12 protein-coding genes and 1 pseudogene are annotated in these 12,645 nt (G+C 62.7%); 9 read left to right on the top strand and 4 right to left on the bottom strand.

The window, feature by feature from the left end; genetic code table 11:
• The first annotated feature begins 7 nt into the window (after window positions 1-7).
• Genes Q0964_RS10240 through flaJ form a run of 7 tightly spaced genes read left to right on the top strand, consistent with a single transcriptional unit; the run spans window position 8 to window position 7,420 of the window.
• Window positions 8-1,876 carry a FlaD/FlaE family flagellar protein gene (locus Q0964_RS10240; RefSeq protein ID WP_349254459.1) on the top strand — a complete coding sequence of 623 codons (1,869 nt, stop codon included), beginning with the start codon at window positions 8-10 and terminating at the stop codon, window positions 1,874-1,876.
• Entirely contained in the window at window positions 1,860-2,297 is a 438-nt protein-coding gene (gene arlF, locus Q0964_RS10235) for an archaellum stator protein ArlF (protein ID WP_299266891.1), read from the top strand. Before Q0964_RS10240 ends, arlF (Q0964_RS10235) begins: the two co-directional genes overlap by 17 nt.
• 1 nt (window position 2,298) lies before the next feature.
• A complete protein-coding gene (gene arlF, locus Q0964_RS10230; protein ID WP_299266889.1) occupies window positions 2,299-2,754 on the top strand; it encodes an archaellum stator protein ArlF in 456 nt (151 codons plus the stop codon).
• 16 nt (window positions 2,755-2,770) lie between these two features.
• Window positions 2,771-3,232 carry an archaellum stator protein ArlG gene (arlG, locus tag Q0964_RS10225; RefSeq protein ID WP_299266887.1) on the top strand — a complete coding sequence of 154 codons (462 nt, stop codon included), beginning with the start codon at window positions 2,771-2,773 and terminating at the stop codon, window positions 3,230-3,232.
• The gene (gene arlH, locus Q0964_RS10220; protein ID WP_299266885.1) at window positions 3,229-3,990 is read left to right on the top strand and encodes an archaellum protein ArlH; all 762 of its coding nucleotides are present in this window, start codon (window positions 3,229-3,231) and stop codon (window positions 3,988-3,990) included. The genes arlG and arlH overlap by 4 nt, the downstream gene beginning before the upstream one ends.
• Window positions 3,991-3,992: 2 nt before the next feature.
• On the top strand, window positions 3,993-5,663 hold the full coding sequence (locus Q0964_RS10215; RefSeq protein WP_299266883.1) for a type II/IV secretion system ATPase subunit: 1,671 nt from the start codon (window positions 3,993-3,995) through the stop codon (window positions 5,661-5,663).
• A gap of 2 nt (window positions 5,664-5,665) precedes the next feature.
• Window positions 5,666-7,420, top strand: coding sequence for an archaellar assembly protein FlaJ (gene flaJ / locus Q0964_RS10210; protein ID WP_299266881.1), 1,755 nt, complete (start codon window positions 5,666-5,668; stop codon window positions 7,418-7,420).
• Between the two features lie 263 nt (window positions 7,421-7,683).
• On the opposite strand, the gene Q0964_RS10205 is transcribed toward flaJ, so the two are convergent.
• Both Q0964_RS10205 and Q0964_RS10200 read right to left on the bottom strand, forming a co-directional pair.
• A complete protein-coding gene (locus Q0964_RS10205; RefSeq protein WP_299266879.1) occupies window positions 7,684-8,313 on the bottom strand; it encodes a hypothetical protein in 630 nt (209 codons plus the stop codon).
• A gap of 187 nt (window positions 8,314-8,500) precedes the next feature.
• Window positions 8,501-8,632, bottom strand: a pseudogene (locus Q0964_RS10200) (RNA-guided endonuclease TnpB family protein); the annotation flags it as partial.
• Window positions 8,633-9,205: 573 nt separating this feature from the next.
• Between Q0964_RS10200 and Q0964_RS10195 the strand changes: the two are divergent.
• Window positions 9,206-9,694 (top strand): DUF5807 family protein, encoded by a 489-nt coding sequence (locus Q0964_RS10195; RefSeq protein WP_299266877.1) that lies wholly within the window; start codon window positions 9,206-9,208, stop codon window positions 9,692-9,694.
• Window positions 9,695-9,886: 192 nt separating this feature from the next.
• Here the strand turns inward: Q0964_RS10195 and Q0964_RS10190 are convergent, their stop codons facing one another.
• Window positions 9,887-10,996: a DHH family phosphoesterase gene (locus tag Q0964_RS10190; RefSeq protein WP_299266875.1), complete on the bottom strand. Its 1,110-nt coding sequence runs from the start codon at window positions 10,994-10,996 to the stop codon at window positions 9,887-9,889.
• Window positions 10,997-11,042: 46 nt separating this feature from the next.
• Complete coding sequence (locus tag Q0964_RS10185; RefSeq protein ID WP_299266873.1) at window positions 11,043-11,498, bottom strand: universal stress protein; 456 nt, start codon at window positions 11,496-11,498, stop codon at window positions 11,043-11,045.
• A 95-nt stretch (window positions 11,499-11,593) separates the two neighbouring features.
• On the opposite strand from Q0964_RS10185, the gene Q0964_RS10180 reads away from it, so the two are divergent.
• Entirely contained in the window at window positions 11,594-12,043 is a 450-nt protein-coding gene (locus Q0964_RS10180; RefSeq protein WP_299266871.1) for a universal stress protein, read from the top strand.
• The last annotated feature ends 602 nt before the right edge of the window (window positions 12,044-12,645 follow it).

The following is a 12,645-nucleotide window of genomic DNA, read 5'->3' as shown; positions in this document are numbered from 1 at the left end:
TGTGCTGATGAGTGGTCCCGTCGCAGGCCCGGTTGCAGTCGTACTCGCCACCGGTGCTGAGGGGCTGGTCCCAGATGGACTGGGCCCACTCGTGGCGCTCGTGGCCAGTGGTGCCGTTGGAATGAGTATCAAGAACGTTTTCGACTCAATACTCTCCGACGAGGAGGAAGAAGGCGAACTCAGCGGTGACGTGGGCGACGACATGGGCGGCGACGGCGGCCTGATGACCGAGGAAGGCGATGACGACCTCGACGATCTGGGCGGTCTCGGCGGCGACGACGACATCGGTGGCTTCGACGACGGCGACGGGTTCGGCGATATGGACGGTGGCGGCGGTGGCGGTCCGGCCACCGACGAACTGGAGAACCGACTGGACGAGCTCGAAAACGAGGTCGGCAGCCTCCAGTCGACCGTCAACACCGTTCGGAACGAGAACGAGCAGATCGGCGAACAGGTCCAGGATCTAGACGAGAACATCCGGAAACTGCTCGACATCTACGAGATGGTCACCCGTGGCGTCAATCCGTTCGCGGACGACATTCAGTCGGGCGCCGGTGGTGGCGGTCTCGACGAAGGTAGCTTCGGACTGTTCAACGACGACGACGACGACGACGAGGAGGAGATAGACGACGAAATCGCCAACGCCGACGCCGAGGGCTTCTTCGACGAAGACCTCGTCGAGGAGGAAAGCGACGACGTGGAGGGTGTCGGCGACGACTTCGGAGGCGCCAGTGACGTCGTTGACGGCGGTGCTGATGACGGTGAGGAGATGGGCGAGTTCGACGACGGTGGCGACGATTTCGGCGACATGAGTGACTTCGACGACGGTGGCGACGATTTCGGTGACATGGGCGACTTCGACGACGGTGGCGACGATTTCGGCGACATGGGCGAGTTCGACGACGGTGGCGACGATTTCGGCGACATGGGCGACAGTGGTGACGACAGCGACGGCGGTGACGACGGCGACGGCGGCAAATCCTTCCAAGAGCTGAAACAGGAGTACGAGTCCGGTGATGCCGACTGGGCTGAAGGAGAAGAACCCGAACCCGAAGCCGAAGCCATGTCCGACGAGGACGAACTGGCGGGTCTCGACGACGGAGCGGCAGCCGACGAGGAGCCAGTCGTCGAACCCGCCGACGACCTCGACGGGGGCACCGTCGAAGCCGTCGGCGACGGACTCGGCGGGATGGACGGTGAGTTCGACGACGGAGCGGCAGCCGACGAGATGGGCGGCAGCGTAGTCGAGTCCTCCGACGTCGACGACGTACTCCCCTCGGCCGGTGAGGACGACGGCGAGGCCGGACTCGGGGCCGAACCGGAACCAGAGCCGGAGTTGGACACCGAGCCGGAACCAGAGCCGGAGTTGGACACCGAACCGGAGCCAGAGCCGGAGTTGGACACCGAGCCGGAACCAGAGCCGGAGTTGGACACCGAGCCGGAGTCCGACCCCGAACCCGCGACCACGACGACCGAGGCTACCGAGACGGAGCAGGTGAGTGAGGCCGGGACGGATGACTCCGCAGCGTCGGACGACGAGCCGGGGAAGCCGTACCTGCGTGCGCTCCCGGACGGGTATGCGGCCGATCTGATCGTTATGGAGTGGCTGGAGTATCTCGTCTCGCAGTCGGGCGTGCGCGAGACGACAGAAGCCATCCAGTACTACGAGCGGATCGACTGGCTCAGCGAGTCGGTCGCCGGGGAACTACGGTCGTTCCTGTCGGGCTACGATGGCGGCGGGGCGGGTGGGTCGCTGACGATCGATCACCACACCCAGAGTCTCCGCTATATCAGCCAACTGGGCGAGGACGTCGCCGATGGGGCGGCTATGCGACTGTTGGCACGTGGAGGTGGTGGTGATGGGCTTCAGCGTTAGCGGCTCGGCGGCGATCGTCTTCGTCGGGATGTTCATCGGCTTCGGTATCCTCTCTGGGGCCGTCTCCGACGGGCACGAGCGAGTCTCGGACGCACGAGACGCCCGAGCCGACGCCGCCCTCGAAACCGAGAACACCGCAATCAACGTCACGTCCGCCGAGTACCTCGGGACCACTGACCGGCTCACGGTGCTGGTCGAGAACACCGGTGCGACCGCAATCGAGGTCAACACGACCGACTTCCTGATCGAAAACAGGTACGTCACCGACTGGCAGGCGTCGGCCACCGTCGCCGACACGAACGACACGCGACTGTGGCTCCCGGGCGAACAGCTCAACATTACAGTCCGAACCAGTGACGTGCCGGCGCGGGTGACCGTCGTCACCGGCACCGGTGTCGCCCGGACGGAGGAGGTGAACTGAGATGGGTGTTAGCGTCACCAGTTCACTCGCCATCATCATTGTCGGTGGCTTCCTGGCTTTCGGCGTGTTCTACAGCGCCACGGCCAACTCGTTCGAACGCGTCCAGGAGGCGAGCAACGGGCAGGACGAGCGTCTCGGCCACGCAGCGGGAACCGCGATCAGCGTCACGACCGCCGACGTGGTCGATACGACCCCGTGTACCGTCCAAGTTAACGTCACCAACGACGGGAAGACCGAGTTGGCGCTCGGGGATACGGACGTGCTGGTCGACGGCGTCTACGAGACGGACTGGCAGGCAGACACCCGTGTCGACGGCGAGGAAAACACCAGCAACTGGTTCCCGACCGAGCGCCTGTCGCTCAACGTCTCCGTCGACGGGACTCCCGAGCGTGTCAAGGTCGTCACCGGCCAGGGCGTCGCCGAGACGAAGCCGGTTACGGGGGGGTCAGCATGCTGAGGGAGGTGCGTGACTGATGGCCAGCGTCTCGGTGTCGCACATGATCCTGTTCATCGCCTCCATCGTGATCGCCGCGAGCGTCGCTGGCGTGTTCACCGACAGTATCAGCCAGGTGAGCCAGGCCATCGACGACCGCGGATTATCGGTCAGTGAGAACATCCGCACCGATATCGAGGTCATAAGCGACAGCGGGTCGGCCGCCGTCTACAACGAGACGGAGAACAACGTCACCATCTACGTCAAGAACACCGGCTCACGACGGCTACGTACCGAAAACGGCGGCATCGACGTGCTGGTCGACGGTCGATACGAGACCGACTTCACCGTGACGCTGCTCAACGGGGCCGACACCTGGGACCAGGGTGACGTTGTTCGTCTCGAAATCGAACCGAACGACGGGAGCGGCCTCGGAAACGGTGACCACCGGCTGAAGGTCATCGCTAACGAAGACGAGGAGGTGTTCAAATTCCGCGTATGAGTATCACGACACAAGATCTCTACTCGCTCGGACTGACGGATCACGACCGGCTCAACAAGGAACTCGGCGGTGGCATTCCGCCCGGGAGTATCGTCCTCGTCGAGGGCGACTACGGAGCCGGTAAAAGCGCGATGAGCCAGCGGCTCACTTACGGACTCTGTGAGGAGGGCCACTCGGTGACGATGCTGTCGACCGAACTCACCGTCGGCAGTTTCCTCGACCAGATGAACTCGCTGTCTTACGACATGGTCGACCACATCCTCCGAGAGAACTGCCTGTTCCTCCACGCCGATATCGGCGACACGAACACGCTGACCGGTGGTGACGACGACGGTGACCGCAAGGAACTGCTCAAGCGTCTGATGCAGGCGGAAGTGATGTGGGGCACCGACGTGATCATCATCGACACGTTCGACTCGATTCTTCGGAACGACCCCAAGTTCGAGGCGCTGGTGCGACAGAACGAGGAGCGCCAGGCGGCACTGGAGATTATCGGTTTTTTCCGGGATATTATTTCCCGGGGAAAGGTAGTCGTCCTCACCGTCGACCCATCGACGCTCGACGAGGAGGCTATCGGCCCGTTCCGCTCTATCGCCGACGTGTTCCTCGAACTCGAGATGGTTGAGGTCGGCAACGACGTGCGTCGTCAGATCTCGGTGAAACGCTTCGCCGGGATGGGTGAACAGGTCGGTGACTCCATCGGGTACTCCGTCCGGTCGGGGACGGGTATCGTAATCGAGAGCCGTAGCGTCGCATAACAATGACTGAACACGGAACCGCCCAACCGTCGGACGAACTCAGGCAGTACGCCGCCAGACGCCGCCACCTGCAGGACCATCTGAAGAAGTTCAAGCAGATCACGGGCGAGTTCCCGATGTTCATCGACGAGGCCGACGACGAGTACGAAACTGGCCGTCCGAACGTCCTCTATCCGGTCGGCGGCCCCATCTTCGTCCACATCTACGGCGACGTGGGCCAGGACACCAAGTACTACGCCATCGAACCGGAACTCGACGAGACCGAATCGGTCGTCTACCAGAACGTCCGTGACAAACTCCTTCAGAAGTCGGTGACGAAACCGGCGCCGACCGACGAGGCCGAGTACGACGACCGCATCGAGGAACTGCTCCAGGAGACCACCCGAATCAAAGACGAGGAAGACGCCGGTGTGATGAGCAGACTCTCGTCGGTCGTCGACATGGGGAGAGTCGAGGTGTCCCGAGAGACCTACGAAGACATCCGGTACATCCTCAATCGCGACATCGTCGGGTTGGGGCCGCTGGAACCAATCATGCGCGACCCGGCAAACGAGGACATCCACGTCATCGGCCCCCACGAGACCTACGTCGACCACGCGGTGTACAGCATGCTGGAGACGACGGTCGACTTCGGCGAACCCGAGGAGTTCGACCAGTGGCTACGTAACATGGGCGAACGAATCGGCGACCCAGTCTCCGACTCCGACCCCATCGTCGACTCCACACTGCCCGACGGGTCGCGTCTGAACCTCATTTACTCCGACGACGTGAGTCTGAAAGGCCCCAGCCTCACCATTCGACAGGGCGACGAAACGCCGCTGTCGATGTTCCAGATTACGAAGTGGGGAACCCTCTCCCCGCGACTGGCCGCGTACCTGTGGCTCTGCTTAGAGAACGAGCAGACGGTGTTCGTCGTCGGGGAGACGGCCTCGGGGAAGACCACGACACTGAACGCCGCGTTCGCGTTCATTCCCCGTGACGCGAAGATATACACCGCGGAGGACACCGCCGAAGTAATCCCGCCCCACGACACCTGGCAACAGCTGTTGACACGCGAGGGCGAGGAGGAAGGCACCGGGGTCGACATGTTCGACCTCGTCGCGGCCGCACTGCGTTCCCGCCCCGACTACATCATCCTCGGCGAGGTTCGTGGAGCAGAGGGTCGAATGGCGTTCCAGGCGGCCCAGACCGGCCACCCAGTCATGCTGACCTTCCACGCGAGCGATATCGTCTCGATGATCCAGCGGTTCACGAGCGAACCGATCAACGTTCCCGAGACGTTCATGGACGTGGCAGACGTGGCGCTGTTCCAGAACCGCGTCAAACAGGGTGACGAAGTGCTTCGTCGTGTGACGTCTATCCAGGAGATCGAGGGCTACTCAAAGGAGATGGACGGGGTCGTCACCCGGCAGGCGTTCTACTGGGACCCCGTCGAGGACGAGATTGTCTTCCAAGGGATGAACAACTCATACGTCCTCGAAGAACAGATCGCCACCCTCCTCGGGTACGAGGACACCCGGATGATCTACGACGAACTCGACTTCCGCTCGAAGATCATCGAGCGCGCCATCCAGGAGGGCGTGCTCGGCTATCACGAGGTCAACGAACTGATCGCCGACTTCCAGCGTGACGGCGTCGAGGGACTCCCCTTCGACATCCAACGCGAGAACTGACGATGGCATCGAAAGAAACCACCAGTACCGTCGAAGACCTCAGACTGTCGGTCGCCAGCGTCGCCGACGACCTGCTCGAGTCGTACCAGCAGATGCACGTTCCGATGCGGCGGTACATGCTGGTCATCCTGCTGCCGGCAACCGGCTTCATGCTCCTGACCGTCGTCGGCGCGCTCCTGATCAACGCCCCGACGTTCGTCCGGGTACCCGTCCCTCTGTTGGGCCTGCTGCTGTTCGGTGCCGCCCTTTTTTACCCGAAGATTCTCCTCTCACAGGAGCGGAAGGCGCTGAACAACCGGCTCCATCTGGTGATCACACACATGACCGTGCTGTCGACCACCCGTATCGACCGGATGGAAGTTTTCCGGGCGCTGGCCGAAGAGGACGAGTACGGCGCGCTGGCCGACGAGATGCGCCGGGTCGTCCAGTTGGTCGACACCTGGAACCAGAGCCTCGACGACGCCCTCCGCCGGCGGGCCAGACAGGTTCCAAGCGACGCCCTCGCCGACTTTTTCGACCGGCTCGCCTACACCCTGGGGGCCGGCCAGCCCCTCGAGGACTTCCTGCTCTCGGAGCAGGAGCAGGTGATGCAGAACTACGAGACCGTCTACACCGGCTCGCTGGAGAATCTGGAGGTCATGAAGGACCTCTACATGTCGATGATCCTCTCGATGACGTTCGCGCTGGTCTTCGCCGTCGTCCTCCCGATCCTGACGGGTACGAACCCGACGATGACCGTCAGCGCCGTCATCCTCCTGTTCATTTTCGTCCAGTCTGGCTTTTATCTCACGATCCGTACGATGGCCCCCCACGACCCGCTGTGGTATCAGCCCGAGGGAATCACGACCGAACTCGACACGAAACTGATCGCCGTCTACGCTACCGGGATCTCGCTGACACTCGTGCTCGCGTTCGTCTCGCTCGGAGGGCTGTTCGGCCTCAGCCCGATCACGCTCGAGATGCTCCTGCCGATGTCGTCCGTTCCGCTCCCCCTCTACGTCGCCGTCCCGATCACACCCCTCCTGATCCCCGGCATCTACGTTCGTCAGGCGGAGAAATCGATCGCCGCCCGCGACGACGAGTACCCCTCGTTCATCCGCGCCCTCGGCGCCGCCGAAGGAGCCAAACAATCGACCACCTCGATGGTGCTGTCGACGCTCCGGAAGAAGGACTTCGGGAAAATCACGAACAACATCGACGACCTCTACAAGCGACTGAACATGCGGATCGAACCTTCCTCGGCCTGGCGGTACTTCACCGCCGACTGTCGCTCCTACCTGATCCAGAAGTTCTCCGAGATGTTTCTCATCGGCCGCGAGATGGGTGGGTCGCCCAAACAACTGGGTGAACTCATCTCAGAGAATATGAACGTCGTCCTCCAGTTGCGGCAACGGCGCTCCCAAGCCGCGACAACGCTGATCGGCCTGCTGTACGGTATCTCCGCGGCCGCGACCTTCGCCTTCTTCATCGGCCTGCAGGTCGTCAACATCCTTGCTAGCATGAGCCTAGACCTGACGACCTCCGCGGAGTTCAACGTCAACTCCCTAATCAACACGAGCGTCTACAACATCCCGCTGATCGAATTCCTGCTAATCGTCATCATCGTGTTCAACGCCCTGCTGTCCTCGCTGATGATCCGTGAGACCGACGGCGGCCACAAGCTCAACGCCTACATGCACTTCGTCATTCTAACGTGGCTCGGCTCCGTCATCGCCATCCTCACGAAGTCGATGGTGAGCAGTTTCCTGACTATCTAGAACCCACTTTTTATCTGAGGGGGTGCGCTGCGCGCACCCCCTCGTGCAAAAACTTGGGGAAAAACACGGGATTCGCGCCGCTGGCGCGAATCCCGAGAACCGCGCGCCAAAGGCGCGCGGATGTTGGTGTTTGGTACAGATTACGTACTGAACGATTCGAGAATCCCATTGGCCGTTCCTATCACACGCCAGAAACTGTAAGCGGTCCTTGTTCGGACCGAGAAATTCAATCCAACAGAGGGAAGAGAAAGAGTTTCGTTCGATTACGACTCCTGTTCGTCGCTGTAGGCGTCATATTTGAGCTTTGTGAAGACCGCGAGTGGCAGTGATCCCAGCCCGGCACCCAGTGCAAGGACGAAGAACAGGAGCAACGCAAATTCGCCGTGCGCTCCACTCTGAACGGCCAACCAATAGCCCATTGCGGGGCCGCCGATGACTAGTACACCGGCGAGTATCGGGACCGCAAGTGACCGTTCCTCCCGGGGTGTTGGGATATAGCCACCGGAGATAGCGCCTACTGTGATCGGGGCAAATCCAAGTACAAACGTCAGTCGGTTACGGGCCATCCCCACGAGAGTTGGAGTGCCATCATAGTATGGCGGGGGCGTGACCACGAGATGGTGCCAGATGAACCCCACCGCGAGTGGATACAGAACAGCGAGCGCGAGGAGAGCAGACACAACTCCACAGAGATCAGTACGTATAGATGTCTGTGCACACAGCGTCATCGTTCCTGGCAAAAGTAGTGAAAATGCTCCGGCGTGAAGCAGGACGGCATTGACCGACAGTGAATATCCGTGGAAAAGCTCTCCGCTGAGGAGGTACTCGGTTAGGATAGATACGGTTCCAAGAAGCAGGAGCGACAGACGGGGATGGCGACTAAAATAATGCACGTGTCTGGATAATTTCAGTATATGAACTGTTTTCTGGTTGGCTCTAATCTACCGTTGGCTACCGCTCACCAGAAGTTGGTGATTGATCGGTATGTTCGTTCGAACGGCTAGCTCGCCGAAACAGCGACACAATCAACGCCCTATACTCTTTTACAGCGTCTTCTCCATCGCAGACGCTACAAGTGAACTACCCCACCCTGCTCGCGCTGACGCGCTCGCTGGGGGTGGGGTTTCCTGCTTCCACGACGCGCTTTGCAGGAACCGGCGTGGTTCCCGTAGGGAGCGCAGTCTCCACAGGCGTACCTTCGGAGTGACCCACTCATAGTGTCTCGACGGGAGCGTTCCGTGGGACAGCGCACGCTTCTTGTCGCGTTCTAACGCTGTCCGTGACTGGGAACTTCGCAAGGAACGAGCCGTTCGAGGTGGAACGGCCAGTGAGTCGAAGTCCACAGGTTGGAACGCCCATCTTACACTCTGACTGAGCGTTCTCCGATAAAAATGCTTGCGTGGGCCTGTGGGCCAGCAACAGGAAGGTGCAAAAAGACGATGACGGCGTGGACGAATCGCTCCGCGATTCGTTCGCACACCAGAAATCGCCGATTTCTGGGGACGCTGTATCCCCGCCCTACCGCGCCCCTTGTCCGCTTGCACGGACTGCGGTGCTTGTTGAGGGAAGGGGCTTCGCGCCTGCATTCAGCTAACGGGAACCACACCCTCCCCAGCCGATTCGCTCACTCCTGTCGGTCGTTCGCTCATCCCTCGTGCTTCCGTCTCGCGTCCTCGCGGTCGCCCGGCCGCTCGACGGCGCGCGCCACCGTGAGGCGTACCCTCTCGGGAGCCGACCGCCACCGCCCTTCGCGCTACTTTAGTGTCCACGCGCGCGAGAGCGTCCATGGACGAGAAACGCGAGCAGTTCCTCGCGGGCGAGCGCCCCGACGAGGTGTTGCTGTACTTCGACGAGCGCGCCGTCTCGGGGATGGACCGCCTCGCAAAAGTCGGCGAGAGCGTCGATACCGGTGTCGTGCTGGTGCGTCCAGGCGAGGAGGGTCGCTCGGCCTTCCAGCGAGCGGTCGGCGTCGACCCGATGACGCTGGCCCAGTCCGCGATGGGCAACGAGGGCGAGATCGACCACGGCTGTACTGGCGGGGTCTGTCCCGAGAGTGCGGAACGCAGTTCCGCGGACGTATCGAGCGGCGAGCGGAGCGAACCGCGAGACGACGCCGACGAGGACGGCGACCATTTCGCTCGCTTCGTCTTCGCCTTCGCCGAGGAACAGAACGAGGACGTGGGCGGCCTCTACGCCGACGGCGACGTGATCCACGCTTACGCGCGGTGTGACTGCGGCACCACCTACTCGGAAAAGTGGGTCGCTGAGGCGTAACCTACTGCTCGGGCCCGCCCTCTGCTTCGGTTCTTCGCTTCACCTCTGTTCTCCCGCTCGGGTGGCTCACTCCGTCCGCCACCACTCGCAGGAGGAATGTGGTCCCCGCGAACGAGGCGAACGGGCGCTCGAACGTCGACCGAAGCGACTCTTCCGACTGAAAAACAGCCACTCGCCTCGCTCGTGGTTGTACTACTGCTCGGTCTCGACGCCTTCGTTCTCGTCGGTCTCGGCCTCGGCTTCCCGCTTCACGTCGTGAAAGGCCTCGATGATGACCTGCCGGGCGACCGCACCTCTCGTGGTCCAGTGGTTGGCGTAGTCGAGCATGTCGTCGTAGATGTCGGGCTTACAGCCCGCGGCCTTTGGGTGGCCGCCGCCGTTGACCTTTGCGGCGACCTCGTGGGCCCGCTCGAACTCGTCGGTGCCGCGGATGCTGGCGCTGCCGGCAGGTTTGACGACGACGGCGGCGTCGGTCCCCTGCTGGCGGAGGGCTTCTGCGACCTCATTCTGGGAACAGCGGCCGTAGGTGACGCCGACGGTCCAGTCACCGACCTCGTGTATCTCCGCGCGGTCGACGGCCCGCTCGATCAGGGCCTCTTTCTCGACGCGTTGCTCGGCGAGGAACTCTGTAACCTCGGCGGGAAGGTCCGCGCCGTGTTCCCGGACGACCTCGATGTACTCCTCCGGGTCGGTCCAGTATGCGTAATCGGCGAGGTCGTCGCTGCGGGGGTCTTCGCGGAGCCAGAGGTCGTGGTCGCGGGTAACCACCGCGAGTTCGGCGAGGTGGTCGGGCACGTCGGTGTCGAGCGAGCGCGCGACCACGTCGGCCGAACACTCCTCGTCGGACTCGCCGACGACGCGGCGCGTGACGTGTTCGTCGACGCGGGCGCCCAGGTCGGCGTCCCACTGGTGGTGATCGAACCAGTGGACCTCGCTGGCGCGGTCGGCGACCAGTTCGAGGTGTTCGATGTCGGTCTCGGCATCGGGACAGAGGTCACAGATGAACACCGGAATTCCGGGCTCGGCGTACTCCGCGATGTACCCCAAAGCGGTCGCGATGTCCCGCGGGCCGACCGGAAGCAGTGTGGCCTCCGCGACCAGTTCACGCAGCAGGGCTACACAGGCCAAGCCGTCGGCGTCGGGGTCGGCGACGACTACTGCCGGGGCGTCGTCGAGCGCCTCCCGTGCTTTCCGCTCCTGTTCGGCCTCCGCGACCGAGTCCGGGCGAAAAAATCCCTCACCGGGCAGGAGCGACGTCCGGGTGAGAGAAAGCCGGTCGTCGTCGATGAGCCAGTCGTCCATACCGCTTCCAACGCGCCAGGAGTCAAGAAGGGCACGGTCCGCGGCGTCAGGCGGGCGTCTCGACCGCGCGTTCCTCGTCGGCGTCGAGTTGCCGGACGGTCAAAACCGGGGCGGAACAGCGCCGGACGACGCCCTCGGCGACGCTGCCGAGCAGCAACGAGTGTTCGCCGTGGCGGCCACGGGTCCCCATCGCGATTACGTCCGCGTCGAAGTCGTCGGCGTACTGGCAAATTTCGCTGACCGGCTTCCCTTCGCGGACGGCGGTGTTGACCTCGCGTTGGGCGTGGTTGACGACCGTTTCGAGCGCCGCCTCGCCCGCATCCTCGAGGGCGCCACGGAGCTCCGCACGCACCTGCTCGGGGCTGCCTTCGACGTCGCTGCCGTCGATCACGTACAGCGCGTGGACCTCGGCGTCGAATTTCGCCGCCAGATCGAGCGCCACAACGACGCTCCGTTCGACGCTCTCCGAGCCGTCCGTCGCAATCACCACGGTGTCGAACATTATCGACCGCTACCGCTCGCGCCATTATAAAAGGCCCGACGTGTCCGACTCGTTCGCTCGGTGGCTTTTTTATTCTGCCGGATGGACAGTCCGACATGTCAGTCGTCGAGTTCGACCGGGTCCTCGTGCCGCTGGACGGGAGCGAGGAGTCACTAGAGGCCGCCGAGTACGCCGTCGCCGTCGCCCGACGGTACGACGCGGACGTCCACGCACTGTACGTCCTCGATGAGTCGACTGCCCGCAGTCTGGAGTCGGGAGAAATCGAAGGCGACGCTGTCGCCGCCGACACCGAGGCGTTCATGGAGTCGGTCGATCAGTACGCGGCCGACCACGACATCTCGATGTGCCACTCGACGGCGCTCGGATTCGTCACCACACAGCTCACCCACCACCCCGGGAGCGTCATCCTCGACACCGCCGACGCCGTCGACGCCGGTTTCCTGGTTGTCCCCCGGGAACCGGTCTCGGGCGACCCCGACGAAGTCCTCGGAAAAGCCGCCGAGTACGTCCTCCAGTACGCCAGTCAACCCGTCCTCTCCGTGTGACTCGCTGTCACGATACGCCCCGGTCGCCCGGACGTGTTGATACTGCAGAAATTCGTTCGCCCCGCCAGCAGCCACACGGACAGTAGCCACCGTGAACTGGACAGAACCGACAGCAGACGGCAGACCGTCGAGTGAAGTAGATACCATCTATAGGTTGAGCAGGCGCAATACCACGGTCTTCAGGCCGTGGACACGCGCCGTCACTTTGGGAAACGTCCCACCGTTCAAACGCCGGCCCCGAGTTTCCAATGATAACGTTTAATTTACACGCCGCCGGGCTGTAAGCCAGGAATCGGTCGGAACGGAGCGGATTCCGGACCGTCCTTCGGAGGCGGCCTGTCCGCTCATGAAACGAGGTCGTTCGGAAATCGGGGATTTCCGTGATCACGAGAGACTTCGTCTCTTGGACGGCAGTATCCGAAAGGGCAGCCGGCGAACGTACATCCTCGAAGGGTGTATCTGTGCCGACTGCTCGAAGCGAACCAGACGATATCCCCGAGTCTGCTGACGCCTGCTGGCGTCCCTGTGGCACAAACAACACCGGGACGCCGTACACGGTCGAAAATAGGGGTAACGGCCACTTGGCATGGCCAGCAGTCCAC

It is taken from the genome of Halorientalis sp. (genome assembly GCF_028275115.1).
Taxonomy (GTDB): Archaea; Halobacteriota; Halobacteria; order Halobacteriales; family Haloarculaceae; genus Halorientalis.
This window is presented reverse-complemented; position numbering and strand designations above follow the sequence as displayed.